This window comes from Pseudooceanicola sp. NS-SX9 (genome assembly GCF_057380705.1).
This window is the reverse complement of record NZ_CM170818.1, coordinates 1,698,990-1,722,393: the sequence shown is the minus strand read 5'-3', so window position 1 is coordinate 1,722,393 and position 23,404 is coordinate 1,698,990. Positions and strand designations below refer to the sequence as shown.

At 60.0% G+C, this 23,404-nt stretch carries 19 protein-coding genes and 1 pseudogene; 3 read left to right on the top strand and 17 right to left on the bottom strand.

Annotation, left to right across the window (positions count from 1 at the left end; all coding sequences use genetic code 11):
- Positions 1 to 111 precede the first annotated feature (111 nt).
- The 3 genes and pseudogenes from tnpC to AC2ITM_RS08205 all read right to left on the bottom strand — a co-directional run bounded on the left by tnpC (position 112) and on the right by AC2ITM_RS08205 (position 2,487).
- Positions 112 to 1,663 (bottom strand): annotated as a pseudogene (tnpC, locus tag AC2ITM_RS08215) (IS66 family transposase).
- A 54-nt stretch (positions 1,664 to 1,717) separates the two neighbouring features.
- Positions 1,718 to 2,065, bottom strand: a complete 348-nt coding sequence (gene tnpB / locus AC2ITM_RS08210; protein ID WP_486469385.1) for an IS66 family insertion sequence element accessory protein TnpB — start codon at positions 2,063 to 2,065, stop codon at positions 1,718 to 1,720.
- Entirely contained in the window at positions 2,065 to 2,487 is a 423-nt protein-coding gene (locus tag AC2ITM_RS08205) for a transposase (protein ID WP_486466498.1), read from the bottom strand. Before AC2ITM_RS08205 ends, tnpB begins: the two co-directional genes overlap by 1 nt.
- Before the next feature lie 1,811 nt (positions 2,488 to 4,298).
- Here AC2ITM_RS08205 and AC2ITM_RS08200 point away from each other — a divergent pair.
- Together AC2ITM_RS08200 and AC2ITM_RS08195 are read left to right on the top strand one after the other, a co-directional pair.
- On the top strand, positions 4,299 to 4,955 hold the full coding sequence (locus AC2ITM_RS08200; protein WP_486469325.1) for a type VI secretion system-associated protein TagO: 657 nt from the start codon (positions 4,299 to 4,301) through the stop codon (positions 4,953 to 4,955).
- A 116-nt stretch (positions 4,956 to 5,071) separates the two neighbouring features.
- The gene (locus tag AC2ITM_RS08195) at positions 5,072 to 6,004 is read left to right on the top strand and encodes an IS5 family transposase (RefSeq protein ID WP_486468664.1); all 933 of its coding nucleotides are present in this window, start codon (positions 5,072 to 5,074) and stop codon (positions 6,002 to 6,004) included.
- 483 nt (positions 6,005 to 6,487) lie between these two features.
- Here AC2ITM_RS08195 and AC2ITM_RS08190 read toward each other — a convergent pair whose 3' ends face one another.
- Positions 6,488 to 7,525, bottom strand: a complete 1,038-nt coding sequence (locus tag AC2ITM_RS08190) for a PIN domain-containing protein (protein WP_486469324.1) — start codon at positions 7,523 to 7,525, stop codon at positions 6,488 to 6,490.
- Between the two features lie 508 nt (positions 7,526 to 8,033).
- Positions 8,034 to 8,591 carry a hypothetical protein gene (locus AC2ITM_RS08185; RefSeq protein ID WP_486469323.1) on the bottom strand — a complete coding sequence of 186 codons (558 nt, stop codon included), beginning with the start codon at positions 8,589 to 8,591 and terminating at the stop codon, positions 8,034 to 8,036.
- A gap of 2,392 nt (positions 8,592 to 10,983) precedes the next feature.
- On the opposite strand from AC2ITM_RS08185, the gene AC2ITM_RS08180 reads away from it, so the two are divergent.
- Positions 10,984 to 11,418 carry a toll/interleukin-1 receptor domain-containing protein gene (locus AC2ITM_RS08180; protein WP_486469322.1) on the top strand — a complete coding sequence of 145 codons (435 nt, stop codon included), beginning with the start codon at positions 10,984 to 10,986 and terminating at the stop codon, positions 11,416 to 11,418.
- A gap of 524 nt (positions 11,419 to 11,942) precedes the next feature.
- Here the strand turns inward: AC2ITM_RS08180 and AC2ITM_RS08175 are convergent.
- From AC2ITM_RS08175 to AC2ITM_RS08120, 12 genes are all read right to left on the bottom strand, one after another.
- The gene (locus tag AC2ITM_RS08175; protein ID WP_486469321.1) at positions 11,943 to 13,334 is read right to left on the bottom strand and encodes a PepSY-associated TM helix domain-containing protein; all 1,392 of its coding nucleotides are present in this window, start codon (positions 13,332 to 13,334) and stop codon (positions 11,943 to 11,945) included.
- Between the two features lie 109 nt (positions 13,335 to 13,443).
- Complete coding sequence (locus tag AC2ITM_RS08170) at positions 13,444 to 13,794, bottom strand: hypothetical protein (RefSeq protein ID WP_486469320.1); 351 nt, start codon at positions 13,792 to 13,794, stop codon at positions 13,444 to 13,446.
- Positions 13,795 to 14,106: 312 nt separating this feature from the next.
- Positions 14,107 to 14,544, bottom strand: coding sequence for a hypothetical protein (locus tag AC2ITM_RS08165; RefSeq protein ID WP_486469319.1), 438 nt, complete (start codon positions 14,542 to 14,544; stop codon positions 14,107 to 14,109).
- A complete protein-coding gene (locus AC2ITM_RS08160) occupies positions 14,544 to 14,927 on the bottom strand; it encodes a hypothetical protein (RefSeq protein WP_486469318.1) in 384 nt (127 codons plus the stop codon). Before AC2ITM_RS08160 ends, AC2ITM_RS08165 begins: the two co-directional genes overlap by 1 nt.
- A gap of 8 nt (positions 14,928 to 14,935) precedes the next feature.
- Positions 14,936 to 16,306 (bottom strand): hypothetical protein, encoded by a 1,371-nt coding sequence (locus AC2ITM_RS08155; RefSeq protein ID WP_486469317.1) that lies wholly within the window; start codon positions 16,304 to 16,306, stop codon positions 14,936 to 14,938.
- Between the two features lie 296 nt (positions 16,307 to 16,602).
- Entirely contained in the window at positions 16,603 to 17,529 is a 927-nt protein-coding gene (locus AC2ITM_RS08150; protein WP_486469316.1) for a DUF4365 domain-containing protein, read from the bottom strand.
- 237 nt (positions 17,530 to 17,766) lie between these two features.
- The gene (locus AC2ITM_RS08145) at positions 17,767 to 18,573 is read right to left on the bottom strand and encodes a DNA adenine methylase (RefSeq protein WP_486469408.1); all 807 of its coding nucleotides are present in this window, start codon (positions 18,571 to 18,573) and stop codon (positions 17,767 to 17,769) included.
- A gap of 178 nt (positions 18,574 to 18,751) precedes the next feature.
- A complete protein-coding gene (locus tag AC2ITM_RS08140; protein ID WP_486469315.1) occupies positions 18,752 to 19,108 on the bottom strand; it encodes a hypothetical protein in 357 nt (118 codons plus the stop codon).
- A gap of 35 nt (positions 19,109 to 19,143) precedes the next feature.
- Positions 19,144 to 19,842: a peptidoglycan-binding protein gene (locus AC2ITM_RS08135; RefSeq protein ID WP_486469314.1), complete on the bottom strand. Its 699-nt coding sequence runs from the start codon at positions 19,840 to 19,842 to the stop codon at positions 19,144 to 19,146.
- Positions 19,843 to 20,295: 453 nt separating this feature from the next.
- Entirely contained in the window at positions 20,296 to 20,556 is a 261-nt protein-coding gene (locus AC2ITM_RS08130; RefSeq protein WP_486469313.1) for a hypothetical protein, read from the bottom strand.
- 2 nt (positions 20,557 to 20,558) lie between these two features.
- Positions 20,559 to 20,909, bottom strand: a complete 351-nt coding sequence (locus AC2ITM_RS08125; protein WP_486469312.1) for a hypothetical protein — start codon at positions 20,907 to 20,909, stop codon at positions 20,559 to 20,561.
- Between the two features lie 9 nt (positions 20,910 to 20,918).
- Positions 20,919 to 23,396: a hypothetical protein gene (locus AC2ITM_RS08120; RefSeq protein ID WP_486469311.1), complete on the bottom strand. Its 2,478-nt coding sequence runs from the start codon at positions 23,394 to 23,396 to the stop codon at positions 20,919 to 20,921.
- Positions 23,397 to 23,404: the final 8 nt, after the last annotated feature.

Below are 23,404 nucleotides of genomic sequence, written 5' to 3'. Positions count from 1 at the left end.
ATTTTGTCCGCACGAGGGAAATCGACTGCTCCGGTGACGCCCGTCCTGGGCTCTTCTTTGCCGTCGCACGACGCCTGTAAGGCGTAACCGGTGTTTCCGCCCCACGCGTGTTCAGCTTGACGGGGTGAAGTTCCATGGCAGGAGCTCGTCGATCCGTCTGGCCGGATGACCGGCGGCGATCGCTTCGAGGGTCGCCTTCAGATAAGCGAAGGGTTCCACGCCATTGACCTTCGCGGTGGCGATCAGGGAGGCGATGCGGGCCCAGGTACGACCGCCCTCGTCATGTCCTGCAAAGAGGGCATTCTTTCTCGTCAAGGCGATCGGCCGGATCAGGTTCTCGATGGCGTTTGAGTCGATTTCGATGCGACCGTCGTGGAGGAAGGTCTGCAGTCCGCCCCAGTGGCGATGGATGTAGGTCAGCTTTTCACCCAGCCGCGACTTGGCCGAGATACGCAGGCGTTGTGCCTGCAGCCAATCACCGAACTCGGCCACGAGGGGCACGCTGCGGGTCTGGCGGGCCGACAGGCGCTGACCGGGGCCCATGCCGCGGATCTCGGCCTCGATGCGGTAGAGCTCGGCAATCCGGCGCAGTCCCTCGGCAGCGATCTCGGATCCATCCCGGTCGAAGACCTCCTTCAGCTTCCGGCGACCGTGTGCCCAGCAATGCGCGACCGTGATCGGCGCGCCGCCCTTGCGGGAGGGGCGCGTCAACCGATCGTAACCGGTGTAGCCGTCCAATTGCAGGATTCCGTCGAAGCCCTGCAGGATCTGTTCCGCGTGCGCGCCTGCGCGGCTGGGATGGTAGGTGAAGACGACACCGGGCGGATCCTCTCCGCCCCAACCGCGGTCATCACGCGCCAGAGCCCAGAGGTAGCCGGTCTTGGTCTTGCCCCGACCGGGGTCCAGCACTGGGGCGGTGGTTTCGTCCATGAACAGCTTGGTCGATCCTTTCAGGTGTTCGGTCAGCCGGTCGACCACGGGGCCGAGGTGGAACGCGGCTGTGCCCGCCCAGTCCGCCAAGGTGCTGCGGTCGATCTGGATGTCGGAGCGGGCAAGGATCTGGCTTTGCCTGTAAAATGGCAGGTGGTCCGCGAACTTGGACACCAGGACGTGCGCGATGGCGCCCTCGGTCGGCATCCCGCCTTCGATCAGCCAGGGCGCTGCGACAGCCTGAGTGACCCCGTCCGTGCAGATCCGACAGGCATACTTCGGCCGGATGTCGACCAGCACGCGGAGCTGCGCCGGGACGATGTCGAGGCGCTCTGTACGATCTTCGCCGACCCGGTGCATGCGACCGCAGCCACAAGGGCAATCGAGGCTCGCCGGTTCGATGACGCGCTCAATGCGCGGCAGATCCGCAGGCAGATGGCCGAGGTTGCGCTGACGCGTTCGGCGCGGCGTCGTGGTGGACGGCGCAGCCTGCTCCTTGCGGGTCTCGGTCTCGGCGATGGCCGTTTCCAGGTCCTCGAAGGCCAGCTGCCGGTCGTCCTCACTCAGCTTCTCGGAGCGTTTGCCATGCACGACATGGTTCAGCTCGGCCACGAGATGCTCCAGCCACAGGTCTCGCGTCCTTCAGCGCATCACGCTCCTGCAGCAGCGCCAGAACAGCGGCGCGCTGGCTCTCGGGGATCGCGGACAGGTCGATGGGCGAGGCGCTGGACATGGCCGGATGATACCGCGCTTCAGGCCGTACTGCGCGGATATTCCCCAGGCCGAGTCACTCTGCCACAGCCGGACGGCGCACTTCCAGCGATCGCACCCGGCGCCAGTCCAGGCCTGCGAACAGGGCCTCGAACTGCGCCCGGTTCAGCGTCATGGCGCCGTCGCGGATGGCAGGCCAGGTGAAGGTGCTTTCCTCCAGGCGCTTGTAAGCCATGACCAGACCGCTGCCGTCCCAGAACAGGATCTTCAACCGGTCAGCCCGCTTTGAGCGGAAGACAAATACCGTCCCCGTGAAAGGATCTTCGGCCAGCGTGGACTGGACCAGCGCTGCGAGCCCGTCATGGCCTTTCCGAAAGTCTACCGGCTTCGTCGCCACCAGGATCCGCACGCCCTGAGACGGCATCAGCACGGCGTCATCCCGAGGGCATGAACAATCTCCGCGATGCGGACCGCAGGCGTGTCATGCGCCAACTCGATCACGACGCCGCCATGGGCAATCTGGATCGGGGACAGAACAGGCCCTGCCTCATGCGTCCCAACATCTTCGGCAGGATCGCAGACCACGAGAGGCGAGAAGACCGGTTCGTCGGGAGCAGCGGCGGGCAGCACCAGCTTGCCGTCCTTCGCAAGCCGTCGCCATGCCGAAAGCTGATTGGGACGGATGCCGTACCGCTCGGCCACGGAGTTCACAGTCACGCCGGGCTTCAGCGTTTCCGAAACCGCACGGGCCTTGGCCCCATCCGGCCAGCGCCGATGACCCGAGGCATGGACCTCGACGCCCAGAGAATTGAGAAACGATCTGATCGCGCACATTGCGAAACGCACTCCCCATCATGAGATGCGTATCACTTCGCAATCGACGCCACACACGGCAACGTGGGCTACAGACACCGGTTACTGTAAGGCCCGGACACAACGTCAAAAGACGCCTTGCGACACCTGACGACGCCTAGCGACGGATACTGCCGGCTGGTGTCCTCTTTGGACCCCTTAATTATGTCCGATTACAGCAGCCAGGACGCCCGACACAACATCAACACAACGCGAAATCTTCTTACAACGAAGAAGCCCGCCAGTGCTTGATTAAGTGGTCGGGGCGGCGAGATTCGAACTCACGACCCCCTGTACCCAAATCCAGAACCTTTCCGAATGTGGATTTAATATCAGCCCCTTAGGAATTAATGTTGTGATGTGCCGGAAGGCCGTGCCCGATCACAGAAGGCGCCGGGCCGTGAGGATCGGGCGGCGTCTGTCGCCCGGTCCCCCTTCTGTTGGCCGATGCCAGATTATGCCCCGACTGTTGCAGGCGTGCAAGGGAAGGCGCGCAGGCGGCCCAGAGCCGACCTTCGTGCGAGGCACGGCAGATGACCGGTGTCAGCCCCGAATTGGACGGTCAGGCTAAGCGTGGTTAAGGACGGTGCTCTACGGGCAGCTGAGAACCGGCGCCAAAAAAGGGCCGGTTTCGCCCCCCCCTACGCCGGCTTTCCACTTGATCCGACTGGCAGCGGTAAGTCGTCTCCCAATCTCTACCTGTAGCAAATACGTCAAAAATTTTGGATACCTATTCCACTCTTGGTGTACTCTTTTTAGTTGTGCTGATTCGAATTGGCACAATCAATGGATATGGCAAAAATGATATCTAAGAGGGAGTTGGAAGATGGCAGTGAAACATACCCCGACAAATGAGGTCCATAGCGGGACAAAAGGCGGCAAGACTGGATGCGGCTTCGATACGAAAGCCAACCCAGACCACTGGGTGAATTCGCACGAGAAAATTACGTGCGACAAGAATGGTTGCAAGAACTAGGTTCAAGCCTGCCGGACCTGCGCTACTGTAGGAGAGTAGGTCCGGTGCTTGTCACGTTCACCCCGATCTAGGACAATCCCTATCCGCAAATCGTCCCCGGGCAATTCGATGGTCTTCCTGGACATGAGGTGACCAAAATCAGCTTGGCGAACCGCAGCGTTCATACCCACCTACTGCCGCTACTCAAGCCCACAGCGACTGACGGCTGTCTGCCCTTGACGACGCGGATGCTCTCAGATCAAGTCCGGCCCAGACCTGCCGTTCAGTCCCTGGCCAACCGCCGCGGTGCAGCTTCACCAGACCGGCCATTCGTCCATCGCGCAGCATTTTCGGAAGATGAAGATCGGCAGGGCGGACCTTCTGCCGTTCGCCGCACGTGCAGCCTGCGGCGGGTCGTGCGTCCGCAATGCGCAGCTAGCGGACCGACCATTAGGTGTTCTTGGCAGACGACAAGCGCAGCATGTACGTGGCAGCACTAGCCGAGCTAGAGGGACTTCGCATTCAAATTGAGTTGCAATTCTTTATCGCTTGGAAGGAGGAACGGCGTGCTTAGCTCAGTGAAGTCGCTCCTCCATCTTCGCAACGGGATCGCCCGCGCGGTCATCAGCCATCGAATCGGTACCAATGGGCTTGCCCGAAGCAATTCGACCACTTTCCTATCGTCACCGACCAACGGGTACGCAGCAACCACCATGGCAGTTAGCTGTGAATGCCAAGGGTGCATGGAGGCTACAAACTGAAACGAAATCATACGCAAGCTGAATTTATATTCTCGAAACGGAAGTCAGCCTTTAGCATTACCATACTGTTAAAGGAGAAATAGTCACCGATGCTTCCTAGAAGAAAAGACACACTGGTCGCTCTCTTTTTGGTCCTGTCCGCACAGGCTGGCCACGCGCAGTCTGATGAGCCAAAGAACTGTCACACTTTGTCTGGCGCTCAGGACAGGCTGACATGCTACGATGAAACCACCGGGTACATGCCGCAAAAACCTGCCGAGGAACTGGCGCCGGAAGTCGCAAAAACTGACGATACATCACCGCAGGGTGGACAGTGGATCTATTCGGACGAAGAAAGCGCGCTCGACGGTCGCAAGGATGTTTGGCTCAGTGTTTTAAGTGAGAATACCCAAGGGAACCAAATCAATCGACCGGAGAAAGCCAGACTGTGGATTCGGTGCATGAAGAACAGCACTAATATATTCATATCATTCAATAATTACACAACGGAAAACCAGACCGTACGCTATCGCCTTGACGAAGAGGGAATGAAGACGGTTTGGATGCAAACCATGACTGGTGGAGATGGCATTGGCGTTTGGTCCGGTGGCCGAGCGATCCCGCTAATCAAGAGCATTTTCGGAAAAGATAAACTCGTGCTAGGTTATTCATCATACAGCAGCAATAATCTCGAATTCACTTTCGATGTATCGGGGCTGAGGGCGAGAATTGATCCCCTTGCCGACAGTTGCCAGTGGAAACCCTGATCTGACTAGACCACTACCACCGCCCAACAGTGGTGTTTAGTACCGGGAACGGCGTTGTTGCAGAACTCAGCCGGTGAAGGATTCACATCGGGAATCCATGCGGTTAGACGCGCTGCATGAGCAAGCCCAAGCCCGCCCGCTACCACACGACAAACTGGTCTACCTACAACGATGCGCTCAGGAAGCGCGGGTCACTGCTGATCTGGCTGAACAAGGAGATGGCCTGGCACGCGCCGCATGAGGGACGCCCAGGGCGCCCGCCAGTTTTCTTGGATGCCGCGATCCAGTTCTGCCTGTCGATCAAGGTGCTGTTCAAACTGCCGCTCAGACAGACAGCCGGGATGGTCGCGAGCCTCCTGCGGCTCGCAGGACTGGACTGGCCCATTCCCGACTACTCGACGCTGTGCCGTAGGCAGAAGACCCTCAAGGTGCAGATCCCCTATCGTCGTGCCGACGGGCCGCTGAATCTGCTGGTGGACAGCACCGGCATCAAGTTTCTTGGCGACGGCGAATGGCAGGCCCGCAAGCATGGTGTTCAGGGTCGTCGCCAATGGCGCAAGGTGCATCTGGCAATGGACACTACCACTTCGGATATCCGGGCCGTTGAGTTCACCCCCAGCCGGGAAGGCGACAGCCCCATCCTGCCAGACCTGTTGGGCCAGATCCCCGAGGACGAGGACATCGGCACCGTGACTGCGGATGGCGCCTACGATACCCGCCGATGTCACAGCGCCATCATCGCACGCGGCGGCTCGGCAATCATACCGATCCGAAGGAACGGTCGGGCTTGGAAAGAGGACTGCCCGGCTGCCAAGGCGCGCAACGAACCCCTGCGCGCCACACGTCACTACGGCCGGGCGTTCTGGAAACGGTGGACCGGATACCACGCTCGCAGCCGCGTGGAGGCCAAGATGCGCTGCATCAAGTCCTTCGGCGAGCGCATCGCTGCAAGGGACCCCGATCGCCAAACCGCCGAAATCCACATCCGCGTCGCTCTTATCAATCGCTTCAACGCGCTCGGCACCGCCGAGGTTGTTCGCGTGGCCTGAGCCTGAACGGGAAAGGGGCACTCACGTCTCAGGCCGCCTTTCTGCAACAACGCCACCGGGAACGCCCGAGGACCGCATAGAAATTGGGCGACGCCCTCATCCATCCGAGAAGAGTATGCATCGCCTGCCCAGAATCGGGCTCATTTAAATGCAAGCGGTGCGTATTTTAGAACTGCATCTGCACGAATGTCGCAAATGGGACTCCAAGCGGCCATGCGGCAGGCTCCTCGCCCAGGTGAGCCGGGTCCGCGGGACGTGGACGGCCCCGAAGCTGACCTTCTCCAGGTTCGACTTTGCCGCGACGCAGCTTCCCCAAACCAGCCATCCGTGGCATCGTGCAGCAAGGTCTGGCACGCCAAGGTCCGCTCCGCGGACCGAAGTGAGCTTTCGCGGCGCCCAGGACGAACGGCAGTAGTGCGCAGGAAGCAGAGGTTTAGCGCGCTGCCCTGAACAGGCAGGACGGCGCAGAACTTCGCCGTATAATCAAGTGTCGAGCATGTCCCATTCGTCTCCCAAGACCCAACGCAGAGCGGAGAGCTTGCCATTCAGCATACCCCATTCAAAATCATCCCACGGCCCGAGGTTTTCTATTCCGACCTCCTGACGAGTTCGTTCGCCAGCAGCAAGTGCCTTCTCCCAGACGGTATCAAGTATCTGGTCCGATCTGTATGGGCCTCGAGAATAGTGAGGCTCAGGCACCACCTTCGTAAGTCCCTGCTCCACGCGGTAGCGAAGGTTCATGTGTCGGTTATACCAGACTTGTCGGAAAAGAAGGTTCTCCGCCTCGGTCAGTTCCGTCAAGGTGCGGAATTCAGGGCTATAGCCCAGTTCGAAATCCCCCAATTCAAGTGCGCCGGGGTCTGTCTCTTCGACGAACCTGCCAATGTCCAAAATGTATTGGGACCGATCACCGAAGGCGTAAGCCAGTTCGGGATGCGGCGTGCGGTTGTCACCTCGGGGGTCACTAAAATCGGTATGATTGGTTGTCGCGAAACCGAACGCGATGTGATCCCTGACAGGCTCCTGTCGCATTTCGTCATAGACCTCGAAGAGGATTGCATCGGCGATACTGCCTTTGTCACGATGGCAAGGTGCTTCGCCATACAGGGAGCGACTTGCCGCCCTTGCTCGGTGGAAAATGGAAGTTTCGACATTGATGTTCTCGCCGTGATCCATCAGTTCCTGCACCTGATCCACGATGCTAATCTCTTGAGTAGCGTTCGAAAAATCTATGCCCCGCAGGACGTCCAGAGCCTGCTGAGCGATGTCTTGGTCTGCATGTCCTGTCAGAGCGTAACGGAGCGATTTCAGGTGGGATTGCAGGGCCTTCGTGGATTGCGTTGCCACCCTATCCTTGTTTCGGGAGAATTCTTCGCGAACGATATCAGGCACAATTATTTCGAGTTGAGCGTTGTCACACATCTCGTGCAGAGCGCGGACCAGTGGCGCAGCTCGATAGCTCCCCGCCATGTCCAGCCAAACGCTGGTGTCGATCAGCACCCTGTAGAGCGATACTGGCATTCTCATTGCCCCCTAAACCAACCGTTGGCTTGTCAGCACGGGTGCAGTGGTGAGCTTCTTCATCGGACGCCTTTTCGATCGCAGACCTGGGTTTCAGGCAAGTTCAGTATAGCGAGCGGTCGCACGTAGTGGAAAGCCGTCATTCAAACATAACGCGGCATCCGACGATTTGGGCTCCAAGCGGCCATGCGGCAGCGCGGCAGGTTCCTCGCCCAGGTAAGCCGGGTCCTCGGGGCGTGGACGGCCCTAACCTGCCGTTCAGTCCCTGGCCGACCGCCGCGGTGCAGCTTCACCAGACCTGCCATTCGGCCATCGCGCAGCATTTTCGGAGGATGAAGGTCGGCTCCGCGGACTGAGTATACCTTCGATGAAAGGCAGCTATCGATCCGGGACAGAAACGGTCGTTGCCGCCAGTGACAGAAACGTATGAGTACTGGCCAGTTCCGGCGGCCGCGGTGCAGACTGTTCGGACATTGACCCTAAGTCAGAGTCGGGCGGAAGATGGGCGTCAGCGAGAACTCCGGATGTCTTTGATCATTTCTTCGACGGTTGCCGCAAACTCATTCGGTTGCCGAACTGTTTGCTTCAGGCGCTCGGGCCAATCGGGGTTGGTACGTTCCCACGCGATGAATTCGTCCACGGAAACATCTCGGTGTTTGAAAAAGAAGTTGGAGATTTTAGCCGGCACAGCCGCGATTACGTAGGAGGAATTGCTTGGTTTTGCGCGTGCCAAGAAGACCACAGCTTGCGAAAAGCCAATAAGATCGTCCTCGTCCGCCAACTGGCTCATAAGCTCAAGCACTGCCCCGGAGGGAGTCATGTAGGCTTCCGAGCCATGCTCGGCGATTGCCCGACCGATCCGGGCTTCGGTCTCGATAGACACGGTCTTAACCTCCTGACTTAGGCCACCGAGCCTTTCTGCCCGATCGCGCATCTCTGAAGCAATTTTCCGGACTTGGGCTGCATCGGCCACCGTAGGAACCCACACTGCAACGAGCTGCCACCCTTCGCTAGTGCGCGCCTCTCGTTGCTTCTTAACTCGGGCGCTAGCGGTCTTATCCTTCATGTCCCCTCCGTAATCATATTACGTAGCCTATGGTGTAGTATGATTTTCGTCAAGGCTGAAGACAGAGGGCGGTCCACCAATGAATGAAGTTCGTCTCACGAACCCATGGACAAGATTGTGCGGTCAAAGACGGTCGCTTCTGTCCCTCCCTAAGGGGGTTGCGTCTACAGAAGGTTAGCCTGGACGAAACCCCAAGGCAAAAAAACATGTGATTTTAGCACGTTATTAGCTGCTCGCGAGAGCGACCGTTCGCTGTAGTTCGTCGAATGAGCAGGAAGGGCTCGGAGCGGACCTGCGGCGGTACTGCGTGTTGAACACCCAGGTGAGGCGGCCCGTCCGGTAGAGACGGCCCTATGCCGTCGTTGGCCAAGCTGGCACTTCTGCGTCACAGCATCCGCGAACCAGTCCTTCGTGGCAACGTGCAGCAACGTACTCCAGCCCAGGCTCCCCAGTGCGCACTTTTCTGTCTTTCGCGGCTCGTGCATAAAGATTTGGCCTTGATGAACCTATGGATTAAAATGGGTCGACATTTTTCATCTCTGCCTTTTCTATGAATTGAACAACCAGCATAAGCAGAGAGTAAGAAGCTTGATACTTATTTTCATAGGCATGATCGCCAGTGGAATCTCCGCCCGCGTTACGCTCTTGAGCCATCGGGGAGGATGGTTCTTGCAAGATCAGGCCAGAAAGTCGACTGGGATGGTCATTTTTGACCTAGTCGGAACTATTTCTGGGATAGCCGGCTTCATAATCAGCTTCTTACTATTTGACTGGTGGTGGCCTTTGGTCGCGCTCGCCCTTGGATATTGGCTCGTTGCGCCATTTGTTGTCACGCGAAGCAGCTACGCCTTCTTCTATCAGACCCGGTTCGCGACGGCTCTGGTTGCGTTAGGTTGCTCTCTCGGAATCTGCGGCATCTATTTTCAGATATTCTGAAAATTTGTTGCTGAGCGCCTCTCAGCCTGCAAGATGCGCGGTGAAGTCATGCAGCTGAGCAGATATCCGGAGAAGCGCAGCATTCGTCGCTCGGAGCCAGGTCCGGTCAGGCCGCGAAGGAACCGGCCGAGACCAGTCTCAAGGCGGGCGGCTTGGCATTCGCGGCCCCCTGCGGACCTTCGGGCCTTACGCAGCGGATGGCCGCTCCAGTCCCGAGGTAGACGTAGGCATCAGTTGCATCTTAGCGTGGCAGTCAGTCAACGAGCGATATGCCATGACTTGCGGTTATCGGACTTCAGTAATGTTCGCTGATCAGTCACGCTAGAAGGCTAAGCCGGTAGCCTCCATTGCGCTCCAACAGTTGATTGAAATTGGTGATGAATGGCCTTGAACGCTTCTGACCATCACCTTGCTCTTTCCTGCCGACCTGGCCTGCGCCTTCAGCACTTCTATAGCACGACTAGCAGTCGGGACCGGATCCCACATCTTGTTTCGGCAATCTATTCCGGTCATCAAGATTGCCGATTTGGGTGCATAATCCACAACCTCAACTCCAGAGGTGTCCATCCCGGACGTGCCTACTACATTGATTGGAGCGCTTGCGTTCGTGTTTGGAGCAAAGGAACCACAGGCCGAACAGCTAAGAAGCCCAACCAAGCCCAGAGTCAGCTTAATTTTTTCCATCACCGTTCTCCAAGTCAGGCACATCAAGTGTCTGAAAAGACTTTCCATGTTCCGCTCATCAGGTCAACGGTGAACGCCTCCCGTCACCGCGAACTACTATCACGCCTCCGCGTGAGCCAAGGGAATATGCGCACCAAGCGAGACGAACGTATTGGCCGGCCCTTACCGGACCTAAGGGCAGCGCGCTGGATGACCGTTCACAGCCACTTTTACAAGGCCAAGGTGGGTGCGTGGCTTTGATTTCGGCTGATTTTCTAAAAAAAAATTGCGCATCATCCACGGTAGCACACGAAAACCCCTCGACTCACCAAGCTCAAAACTCTTCAATACCTGCATCAGAATCGCTCATTGTAAATTTTTTGGATCGGATTCGGAAAATTTTCAGGGGCAAATTTATATTCCTTGGCATGAATGCACGAAGGTGGCCGCTGTTCATGTCCTTGCATGCAATGGCCCCGTGGAGATAGATATGGCGAGATGCACTGCACCAGTTCGGGGACATAAATCTGCGGCGGCTGCAGCAAACTGCCCTGCGTGCGGAAGAGGCGGCAGTCGCTGGGGTTATAGAAGCAGTGGATATGGCGGGTACGGTGACTACAGTTCGCAGTCTTTCCGCTCAAACCCCTCCTTAGGGGCCGTCAGTTCTTCAGGGAGAGGCAGTGGCGGTGGTAGATCAGCACGAAAGACCTCTAAGCCGCGCTGGTCTGCGACTGGATCGTCTGTCTGGTATACTCCAGAGCAGGTGCAAGCGCTTACTCCCGTAAGGGAAAATGTGGAACAGCTCTCTGTTTCCCAGCCTGATCTGCGGGATGTTTTTCTATGCCATGCGTGGGATGATCGACGCGAGGCAGCCAAAGAGCTACACGATCTTCTTGAAGCACAAGGCGTACGAGTTTGGTTCAGTGAGAAAGATCTCGGTCTTGGCGTCCCAATGATGCGGGCAATTGATAAGGGGCTGACAAACTCACGCATTGGTATCGTTTTAGTTACCCCTGCAATGCTGCTGCGCCTTCCCGCTGAAGGTGTCGCAGACAAAGAGCTGTCCGCTCTTCTACGGCGCGAGCGCCTAATCCCAGTCGTTCACGGGACTACCTACGAAGAGCTTGAAAAGGTAAGTTTGCTGCTGGCTTCCAGGGCTGGCATGAATACTGCCGAAGATAGCATGGCAGAAATCGCAATGAAAATCTCCGAACTGGTATCTGTTTAGTAAACCAGACTGGGCAAATAGCGCCTACACCACTTCTTTGCACTAAGGCCTTGCGAACCATTAGAGGCCCAATATGGTCGTATCATCTCTGCAGCGCACCTATTGCTTTGAGACCAGCGCGGCCTCGTCGTGTTGGAAAAGTTGACCTAACTTCGTTCTCTGATGTTGGGATGAATGCTTGATGGCGAGGGAAAGTGCCTGGGTATTGTCACCTAATCTGTCCACTTCTTCGCTGGCTTTGATGCTCATCGCTGCCATTCGATCTGGGCGCAGCGAAGGTCGGCTCCCCGCCCTTCTGGTCGTTTTTTGGGCAGAGTTCCCCCGGGGTGAGTGGATGGCAGCTTTGGCTTAATGCTGCAGCCGCCATGCTGCTGCGCCGCAAGTCTGCTAACCGCCCATCTTGTCGATGCCTGGTGTCTTGCTGCGGCGAGCAGGAAGGGCGGCATGGAGTATCGGCTGTATGGCAGAGGTCAACTGACGGCCAATAGCTCGGCCGCCAGTTCTCTTGACGCTAACGCGCGTTGTCAGCTGGTCGCCTTGCGTTTCCGGCTGACGGCAACAAGCACTTCGACCGCCGCAAGGATCACCATCGACAGCCCAACCAGCGGGAAGAAGATCCCTGCGGCCACGGCCATTACCAGGAGGGCGCGGGGGATGCGCCAGTCCGACGGCATGGTCGGCACGCCGAGTGCGCCCTTGGGCCGTCGTTTCCACCACATCACTGCTGCCGACAAGCAAAGCAGGACCATGGCAGCACAGGCCATCAGCAGCACGATCTGGTTCGCCAGACCCCATTCCTGCCCCATGTGAACACTGATCCCCCATTCGGCCCACCGACCAAAGGTCCCGAGATCTTCGAGGCCGGCGTCGTACAGCACCGCGCCGCTGTACTGGTCAAGGTGGATCACCCGTTCATAGGTGATGTCGTCTGGATAAACCGAGGCGGTGAAGACTCCCTTCGGCCCGTTCGGCATGGATAGCGCGTACCCCGGCACGATACCGAGGGCTTCGACCTTTGCAACGGCTGCGTCGAGCATTGCCGGCACGCCAGCCGGCCCCGCGTCCATGGCGGCGTCATGGCCTGCGTGAAGACCTCCGTCCGACTCCGGGATCGGCTGACGCTCCATGATCCAGGGCGCGCGATCCACGACGTCCTGGGTCGGAATCGTGGAGAGGGGAACGCCGGACCAGTATCCGTCAGGCATGCCAATGCCGAGCGCATAGGCGGTGTCGTAGAACTTAGCCCCCCAGACGCCGGACCAGGGCAGGCCGGTCAGGGCGAGGAAGACGATGAAGACGCCGGTGTAGATCCCGGTCACCGCATGCAGGTCACGCCACCAGGGCCGGCCGCGTGTGGCCTTGATCCGGATGGTCCCCACGTGCCTGCGGCCCCGGGGCAGCCAGAGGTAGATCCCGGTGCCCACAAGGAGGATCATCCAACCCGCGGCCGCTTCGATCAGCCGGTTGCCAAACCAGCCGACATATTCCAGCGAATGCAGCTTGCGCACGACATACATCGCGGGGCTGCCAGCCGCGCCGCCATCCCAGAGAGTGCCCAGCACCGTGCCATCATGAGGGTCCACGTAGATCGTGTCGCGCAGCCCGTCCGACCCGAGGATGTCGACCTCTGCGCTGCGGTTCGGGGCAGAGGGCGGTGAATAGGCCTTGAGCGTGCCGGGGTGCTCCTCCAGCGCGGCCGCGACGATCTGCGACGGCAGCAAGGTCTCCCCGCTGGTTTTGACAAAGCGCAACGCGTGGTGGGTGGTGTTGTTGATCTCATCCTTGAAGAGATAGATGCCGCCGGTCACCGCGAGGATCAGGACGAATGGCAGGACCAGCAGCCCTGCGATGAAGTGCCAGCGCCAGACAGCGCGATAGAGTGCGGAACTGGCCGCACGGGAGGTCGTTTCAGTCATTTCGGTAAAGTCCACCTGGCCCGCCGGGCATGCCGTCAGAGGCATGTCCCGCAAGACGGGCATGAAAGTGCGCCCCGCGCGATCCCGCGCGGGATTTGATGACAGGCTCTCAAGTGAACTGTGGAGGCGCCCTGGTGGAATGGCGGACGTTGCGCCCCTGTGTCGCGCGTTGCAGCGCTTCCCTTGCGCTCCAGTCGTCCTGGGGGATGAAGGCGCGCGTTAGCAGCGCGAAGACCACGGGCGAGGCGTCGGGCAACGCGTGACAGAAGGGGCAATGATGCCCGTGCCCGTTGTGGCTGTCGCCGCAAAGATCGGTTGGCAGCGCGCCAAAGGTCAGTTCGTAGACTTCGCGCTCGGAACTTGCTCGGTCAGGCGCCATCATCTTTGCCGAAACGATGCTCGAAATCGCAAGGCAAAAGCCCAGCGTCAAAGCACAGAGTATCGGCATTCGGAACGTCATGAAGGTCACCTGCCACGAATTCATGGAGGCAGGAAGGGGCGATTTTTACGCGGAGTTTTCTTGGGGCGAAGCCACGGGCAGCTGTTGATGTGCTCGCAAATCCACTCCTAGGCACTGTGGTCTAAGGCGCCCAAGGGTTAAGCCCTGAGAGGAGGTGGGGGCGCTGTGCTCGAAGTACCGCTTGGGGCGGATAGCGGAAGTTCGCTGCTGTCTGAACGAACGGCAGCTATGCGATGCAAGCAGACTTACAAAAGTGGTCGTGTTGGCGCATACTTGAAGGGGGTGCAAGTCCCGTTCGCCTTCGCTGACGTCCTATGATGTCTCGTCTTCTTCCTCAGCATCATCAAGGTCTTCTGCGTAATCGGCCTTGAGTTGATCAATCAGTTCTTCGGTTATCCATTGGTAGCCCATCCGCGAAACGCTCCGATAGTGCCTTGCCTTGAATGAGGCGAGGGCCGACTTAAATTGAACCATGACAAGAACGGCATCGCTGACCTGCGGCAAGTCGTCGTCGTCTAGAGCCTCAAGATATTTTGCGTCGGGTTGACCTTCGAGCACGACCAACAGGTTTTCAAGAACGCGGTTCACGATCTTGACTTTGCCTGCACTCATAGAAGCGTCGGGCTTTTTCTTTGAAAGCTCTTTCACTTCGTCGAGCAAGGACGAGAACACATCGTGGCTTGCTTCATACTCAGCGACTTTGGCATCTGTCGTGATATAGGAGAAATAGTAGTCGTCTTCAAATGCCATTATTTTCTCCCGATCTTTGTCGGTGGGCCAGATCGAATCTCGCTCGGCTCCCCATTCACAACATACTTCCACACACCATTCGCGAACCGAACATTGTCGGAGCGAAACCTCTCCGCTTCTTCCATATACTGAGAAATGACCATCGTAACGTCACTCGTAGAAGGCGCGTCGTCAGGCTCGAATTGATCGAACTCCTCAAATGGTTTGTATTTCTGGCCAAGCACTTCGTTTCCCATCGCTAGGACGCGATTGATAAACTTGAGCTTGAATGTATTCACCGCATCATTCGGGCTCTTCTTGGCGAGCGTGCCGATTTCCGCATATAGGCCTTGCAATTGACCAACTAGCTTTTCCAGCCGCTCTACATCTTCTTTGCTGTCCATGATCTCTCCTATGGGCAAGCTCGCCGAAACTCGACGTATTTTTTGTTCAAAATGTCAAGCGGCGCGCGTTGTTTACTGTCAAAGACCTCGACCATCTGCTCTAAGTCCGCATCGGTGAGTGTGATAGCGGCCTTTCGCTGACCAGCCCATAGATTGATCGTGCGCTGAAACTCAGCACGCTTGAGCGGCTTTCGGGTCACAAACACCCCGAACTTGCCAAGCTCGTCTGTCAAGTAGCGGTTGATCTGGTCGATGTGGGTTCGCTCAATCGCCGCCACGTTTTTCATCTCGAAGGTGATTTGCCGCGACCCGTAGTCATCCATTAACTCTTGCAGGAGGGGCGTCGAGCGGGTGTTGTAGAAGATCAAGTCGCGGATGGAAACGCCGTCATCCGTGCGCGCCTGCTCCTTTGCAAAGTCAAGGTTCGGATAGAACAGCGAGGGCAACAACCTTCCGACCAACTGCTCATACTTCACATCTGCGCCGTTAGTTTTCCCTGTCGGCAGCTTCTTTATCTCAGCAAAGACCCGCTTTGCCGAAGTGACGGGGATTTGCGAGAATAGTGGATCGCTCGCACAATCGTCTGCCGTGCGTTCCTTTAACTGGATATATTGATCAATGACGCCGTAGTTTTGCCGATTAAAGCCTAGAACCTTAACTCGCGTCAGTTCCTCTGGCTTGTGCGAAATCTCGTCCTGCGGGCAGTGCTTTTCAAAGTAATCGTCGTAACTAATCCACGGGGCAAACCGGAGCCACCGCTTTGGCACGAAGATAATCGGTGAGCCTTTTTCAGGGTTCACAGGTAATGGAACGCCAAGTTCACGTTTAAACATGCCTGAGCGAGCATCGTAAATATGCTCGACAGTGCAATCATGAGTTGGAATGCCGAGCTTGTGGCATTGCTCAATCGTGAAGTCGATCAAGAACGACTTCAGGAAGTTGCAGCCAATATCAGAAATGCGGTCCTTTGATACTCCTTCAATGAAGAACTGAATCTCCTCGAAGTGTCTGAAGCCGCTCTGCTGATAGCGCGGAATCACTTTGAATAGGTCAATTATCTCGCGAGCCTTACTTGCCCCAATCCGCTTTCCCTTTCGGGTAAGGGACGTGCCCAAGCCGACTTCGTCGCACTCGGAGGCGATAATCAAAGTCTCGATTGCCTGCGCTTCTTTGCCTTGCGCGGCAAGAACTCCAAGGTGATTGAAGGCGTTGATTAGGCCTATGTGTAGCCCATGATCCTGCTGAGAGGGCGACCGCCAGAGCATGAAGGGGTCAAGGTAGAGGGGAATGTCCTCGTCAAGAAACGGAATAGCAAAGTCGAGATCAGCCTGTGCGGCGTGAATCCCATGATAATCTGTCAGACGAGGACGAATAAGCAACGATACAGCCGTATGCTGGGTTAGGTTGCTCTACCGATACCAAATGCTGTGTGTATTTGGCAACCGGGGGGGTGCCGGTGTGTGTTGTTCGATCTGTCCCTCTTTGGGACCTGTCCTACGTTTTGATCGTCTGCTTTGCCTTGGGAGCGGTCATTCGTTGCGGCAGGCAGGAAAGTTCGCTAAGGGGCCGTCTTTGCCGGGCAGACTCATTCGCCTGGGCGTCCAGCATGCCGCGCCGCCGCATGACCGGTTCGAGCCCGAAGCTGTCATTCAGTAACGCACCTCTACCTTGGGGTCTACGATGTCCAGTCACCGGAAGGGGTCTCGCGATAGACTGGCTTTCCGCGGCTATACTCCAAGGTTACGTTGCCATCAGCTTCGTACTCGCCGACCGAGTGCGAATCTTTGTAATAAATCAGCTTTATCAACTTAATATCCTCAGCTTCGCTTAGCATCTGGATGGCGCTTGTGCTTAGATTGAAGCTCTCAGCGGACTCACCAACGAGGCAAAGAAGCAGCCGGGAACCGTATGCCTTGTTCCCGGGGAGGTAGCGCAAGACATCGCTGATTTCATCTGCCTCGAACCGACCGTACCTCGCATATAGCCAATGGACCATTACTTGTTCGTTCTCGATCTTAATGAGGTGATGGTACCAATGGTAATCGCGGGGCATCTCGAAGATGCCGCAGAACTCCACGCGTTCGGCGTGACTTGCATGAATCCAAGCTTGAACTGCGAGATTCAGAACGCCATCCACGTGGTTTCTGCGGGCGATCCGTTCCAAGTCAAATCTGGCCTCATGCAAGCGGTTCTGCTTGGGAACACGTATTTTCCACCCCTTCTTGAGCCGCTCGACAGCAGCGTGGCTAAACTCCGTCCAGTAAGCTTCCTTGGTGTCAGGGTGGCAAATGACGATGAGGACGGGCAAAGAAAAATCTGACCAGTACTCTAAATGCTTGCTTTCGCCTCTGTAAACAAAGGCATCACCATCCGTCTCATTGAAAAAGCTCAGGCCGCATTTGATCTGGACTGCTATAAGCCGCCCAGTACCACGGCGCTTTTCGTCGGTAGTCTCAACGAGTTCAATTTCTCCATCGATGCCCAGGTCGAGCCTCTCGCGGGGTCTGAATACATGATGAAGAGCTTCATGCACGGTAGCATCGACGATGCGCACACCCATGGCTCCGAGGTCTGCCTTGTCTGTAACAACCGGTAGTGCCATTTATCCCCCGCCGCGCTTCTTGTCCTCATATGTCACGATTAGCACAGGCCTTTTCCAATGTCCGCTCCGTCCGCACTGCTGACTTTGGCGTGCCAGACCGTGCTGCAGGATGCCACGGATGGCCGGTTTGGGGAAGCTGCGATGCAGAGGAGCCAGCTTGGCGAACGGCAGGAGAGGGCCGGACTGCCCCATCATGGCGACCCGAGCCCCACTGGGCTCAGGTCACGCGTCATGGCGCTACAGCAGCCCGGTCCGCACCTCTCGGTTGCTCAGGATCAGTTCCCGCGCCTCGGTCGCGCCGCCCTGGGCGACGGTATAGGTCAGCCCGACCTCTTCGCACAGGAAGCCCGAGAACAGCTCTCGCACCTCGGGGCGGTCGTTGATCGACAGGATGAAGGCGCCTTTGAGGCCCGCCAGGACCTCGGCCATCTGCGTGAACTGGTCGCGCGAGAACAAGCCGCGGCCATAGTCAGCCTCACCGCCCCAGTACGGCGGGTCCAGGTAGAACAGCGTCCCTGCCCCGTCATAGCGCGCGATCAGCTCCTTCCAGTCGAGGTTTTCGAAGACCACGCCGTCGAGGCGCTCGTGGGCCTCGGCCAGCAGCGGCTCCAGGCGCGACAGGCTGAAGCGGCTGGGATGGTCGCGGGACACGCCGAACACCCCGCCCAGCTTGCCTCCGAAGGCCAGGCGCTGCAGGTAGAGGAAGCGCGCGGCGCGTTCCAGGTCCGTGAGGGTCGCCGGATCCGTGGCACGCAGGCGTTCGAACTCGCGGCGCGAGGTGATCTGGTAGCGCATCACCTCCATCAGCTGCGGATAGTGGCGCTGCAGGATGCGGAAGAGGTTGGTGATCTCGCCGTTCAGGTCGTTCGCCACCTCGCAGCGCGGCCGCCAGCCGCGGCGCAGGAAGACCCCGCCCATGCCGACGAAGGGCTCGGCATAGGTCTGGTGCGGGATCGCCTCGATGCGCGCGATGAGGCGCCGGTGCAGCGCCTTCTTGCCGCCAAGCCAGGGGGCAACCGGCGCGGCCGGCGCAACTTTTTGCATTGTGTTCATGGTAGGTTCCGGTCACAACGCCCGCACTCTCGCGAGAGTCGGGCGACGGGATCCGTAGGGGTCGTCGGTGCAGCTGGTGTGCGAACCTGGGCTGCATGGTGGCGGTGTTGACGCACCGCTGCCCCCGCCCGGAGCGGGGAGGAAGGGGCGCGAGCGCCCCCTCGCGGGATCAGGCCGTGGCGGTTCCCAGCACCTGCGACAGCTTCGCGCGGATCAGCTGCTGCAGCAGGCCGTCGCTGGGCTGCAGGGTGGCCAGCGCATCGGGGACGCTTTCCTTCACATAGGCCAGCACGGGGCCGTAGATCGCCGATGGATTGTCGATCTTGCCGTCCTTGGCATAGTCGACCAGGGCGGCTTTCACCCCGCTCAGGATGGCGGAATGCAGATCGGCCTGGGCCTTGGCCTGCAGGGTGATGCCAAGGAAGTCCCGCACCTGCTTGGCGGTATAGCCAAGAAACGCGGTGAGCACCGCGCCGAGGATCGACAGAATCAGCGGCATGGCCAGGTTCAGTGCAATGGCATTCATGATAGGTCCTCCGAATGCGTGTGATGTGGTGGTAATCAGGCGGCCCGCAGGACGCCCCAGGTGGCGGGCCCCGCGATGCCGTCGGGCTGCAGGCGGTGGGCGGTCTGGAAGGCCGTCACCGCGGTTTCGGTGCGCAGGCCGAAGCGGCCGTCGGCCGGGCCCGGGTCAAAGCCAGCGGCCGCCAGAAGGGATTGCAGCTCGGGCACCGGCGCCCCGGAGGCGCCACGGCGCAGGGTGCGGCGGGTGTCGGGCTGCAGCGCGCTCAGGTACTCGACCGCCAGCGCCGCGATGTCGGCGGCGCGGTCGGTGCCGTTGATGACCGCCCGTGCGCCCGGGAAGTCGCAGCGCGTGGCCGAGACGTAATCCGTCAGCGCCTTGCCGGTGAACCAGCCTTCCATCGAGCCCTGCACCAGGATCTGGGCGGCGGCCTCGGGCGCCATCACCGCATCGGGGTCGGTCAGGAAGTCGGCGCCCAGCTTCTGGCCGGCCATCAGGTAGTTCTTCTGCCAGGTCAGCTGCACCAGCCCGCGCCCGTACCACGGGTAATAACGCAGGCCCTGTCGATAGGCCTCGGCCTTGTTGCCCAGGTAATAGGCCTCGCGCACGGGCTGCAGGCTGGCGGCGGTTTCCCAGGCGGCGGTCGCCAGGATGTAGGCCGTCTGCGCGGGCGTGCAGCCGTAGGCTTCGGCCGCGGCAAGGATCTCGGCGGTCAGGCCGAGGGTCATGTCAGGCATGGGTCTCTCCAATGCAAAAACCCCGCGAGAGCGGGGCTGTGAAGACCTGTCGGCGCCCTCGCCGGCAGGTCGGTGTTGGGATGTTTCAGGAGGGGGGCGAGGCGGCGCAGGCGGGCCTCGGCCTGCCGCCGGGCGTGCCGCGGGGCCAGATCCGCCGATCCGGGGGCAAAATCCCGCCCCGGATGCAACTTAAGATTGCGTTAAGGTGTATTTTAGATATTTCATATAGAGGAGGCTGGCGGTTTCCCTCTACCAAGGCACCCCTACCGACTTGTTATCCGTCGTAACGAGTTGCGCCAGCCTCACCCCCCACCCCATGGCAGGGCGCCCCCTGGGTTCGGCATTGACGGCCAGGCGGGGAACGGCTTTCCTGAGCGCGGGGCTGACCTTCCATCCAATGCGCTTGCTGAGGTCGTTCACCTGCCCTCTTCAGCACTGTGTCGGCCCCACCCCTCAGGGCAACCCGCGCCTTGTGCGGCGCAGGATGACCAGCAGCAGGGTGACCGCCAGGATCGCCTTCGACAGGATGAAGAGCGCCTCGGGAGGCACGCCCAGCTGGCGGACGATCGCGGTCAGCAACACGCTGAAGCCAAGCGCGGCATAGCCGGCCGAGATCCACCGCCCCGGCGGCCGCGCCCGGGCGTTCTGATGCGCCAGCCACCAGCAGGCAATGACCACCAGGGCCGAAGTTAAGTGGTTGCAGATCAGCAGCATGGTCAGCCCTCCACCCGTTTCAGCAGGGCCTTGCGCAGACCCCGCACCGCGGCGATGCCGCCCTCGCCCATCAGGAAGGCCGCGGCGCAATAGGCCGACATGCCGGCGCTGAACATGCCGTCGATGATACTGCCCAGCAGCCAGCCCAGCGTCATCGCCGAGAACACCCCCGCCACTCCTTCCAGCACCCGCCGCCCCAGGCTGACTTCGGGCACGAAGACGGCGCGCACATAGGCCCCGGCGACGCCGGACAACAGCAGCGCGAAGAACTGTTCGGGCAGACCGGCCCGCCAGGCGCGCAGGACCTCGGCCAGCCCGACCAGCGCGGTCGGGTCTTTCGTCGGATCGGTCATCGCGCGCCCTTACCAGCTGGTGGACCAGGCGCGGCGGTCCCAGGCATGGGACGCGCCGTCGCCGACATAGGTGTAGATGTAGCTGCCATCCCAGGCGACATCGCCCGGCACCCCGGCCGCCGTCGCGCTGGCCGGGGCATCGACCCGCCGCATCACCGCATGGCCATCGACCGCCAGGCGGCCGAAGCTGTCCATCGTCAGCGCCACCTCGACCCCGGCGGGCGTCTTCAGGACCAGGGGCGCCCCCGCCTGCAGCAGGATCGCGCTGCCGTCGCCACGGAACCGGGCCACGGGGAAGCGGTTGCTGCTGCTGTCAGACGCCCCGATGGTAAAGCTCTTCAGGCCGCTGGCCTGAGGCACCGCAAGCATGTTGCCATCGGTCGTCGTCGCGACATAGGACCCGGCAGGCAGCGCCGTGTAGCTGCCGCTGCCATCCGTCGTATTGTCCACCCCGGTGCGCATCGCCATCGAGGGCGCGTTGCCATCACTGCCCCGCACGCCGATGCCATTGCTGTTCTGCACCCGCCACAGCCGTTCCAGCGCCGGCACGGCGGTGTTGCCGCCAGAACCACGCAGATTGTGGACCTCAACCATGAAGTCCGCCGTGTCGGACATATCGCAATCGCCCCAATAGCCGACATTGATGATGACCTTGTGCGGATCATCCCCGCCGGACTTCACGCCGATGATGTTGTCGGGGTCGCTGTCGTCATAGTCCTGGATCAGCTTGAAGGGGAACTCGGGGTTCGGCTCCAGCTCGGGCGGCACGGCACCCTGGGCGCGCTGGATCTCGATCTCGCCCAGCATCGAACCGCCCCGCCCACCCAGCAGGTATTGCGTCGCATAGGGGCCCTCGGTGTCGATATCGGGATCGGGCCATTTCTCATTGGCAAAGATCTCGGCGCCCGAGATCCCGATGCCGGTGCTGATCACCCCCGCGTCGAGGAAGATCCCAATCGGTGTCGCGGTCGCGTCCTCGCCATTCTTCCAGGTCCCGAGCTGCCCGCCCTTCATCTCCAGGTGGTTGGTGGCGCTGCCCGCCCCGGGGTCCTTCACGATGCCGATGCCATCCATCAGGCTGCAGCCAAACGGCCGGATGCCCTGGGCACCGATATCGACCCGGGCGCCCTGGCTCTGGCAGCGGGTCAGATCGACCGGCCCGCCCGGGGCAAAACAGCGGAAGGCCGAGACGGGCCGAAAGGCTGCACCCTCGGGCGTGCGCGCGATGAAATGGCAGGACAGGAAGGTCGCCTCGTCATTGTTCTGGGCCAGCCATCCCAGGTGGTCATAGGTGATCACCTTCAGGTCTTCGAGAAGGTGCTCGGCCCCTGCCCCGGCCTTGGTAGTATAGCTGGTGTCCAGGCAGCCGATCCCCGACATGCCGTCGGTGTCGATGGTAAAATGCCGGAAGCTGCGGCGGATCAGGCTGTCGCCGTCATCGCTGAAATCCAGCATGAAGTCGCCAAGCGTGTCATTCGCGAAGGTGCCATCTACCCAGGCACCCGTGACCCAGCGGTCCGAGGTCTTGTCGGGCTTGATATAGGTGGCCTTGGCCGCATTGCCGGCGATGGTCGTCAGATAACTGACGTAGCCCTTGCCGATGGGCCCGGTGATGATCATCGTGCCGGGGTCGAGATCCAGCGACACCGGGAACAGGTCCGGGCGGCGGGCCGCGATCTCCAGCGCAAAATAGTCCCAGCTGTCGGTCTCCCGCAGCCACGAAAAGGAGGCAGCGAAGGTCTCACCCACCGGTTCGCTGACACCGCTTTGCGTGGCGCCCAGCATGGCCGAGTTGTAGCATTGCGTCATCGGCAGCAGCTTCAGCCCGCCGCCGGTGACCAGCATGTAGCCCGGGAAATCGGGGTCATCGTCCTCGATACCGATGGTGCCGAATTCACCGGCGTCAGCGCTCAGCACCAGGTAGGCCCAGCCCCGTTCCCGGGTGCGCAGGATCGCCCCGGCCTGGGTGTTGGCATAGCTCAGCGTCGTATCCGCGATCATCAGCTTCATGCTGTTGAACCAGGGCCCGTCGTAAAGCGCCGCCTGATAGGCCGAGGCCGCAGCGCTGCTGGCGCTGTCACCCGCCGCCGTCCGGTCCGCTGCCGCCGCGACCGCCGCCGCCAGCGCCTGGGCCAGCGCATCGGGCTGGGTCGAGGGCACGTAGGAGGTCGCCAGCAGCTCGGCCAGGCTGAAGGGCCCCGCGCCTGACAGTGCGATTGGGCCGATCGAGAGCCCCCGCAGTTCCCCCAGCTCATCCCACCAGACGTAAGAGACGTCATAGGGCGTGCCGGCCGCGCCCGCGCCGGTGCGGAACAGCGTCACGTCGATGGCCCCATCCGAGATCTCGGCCACGACGGGGCCATGCATCACCAGCGCGGCGCCCTCCTTGTCCCAGCCGCGCAGGGTAAAGACCACCTGCCCCGTGGTCGCCGCGCTGCCATCAGGCAGCACGACGGGGCCGGTGATCCGGGTTTGCGATACAGCCATGACGGCCT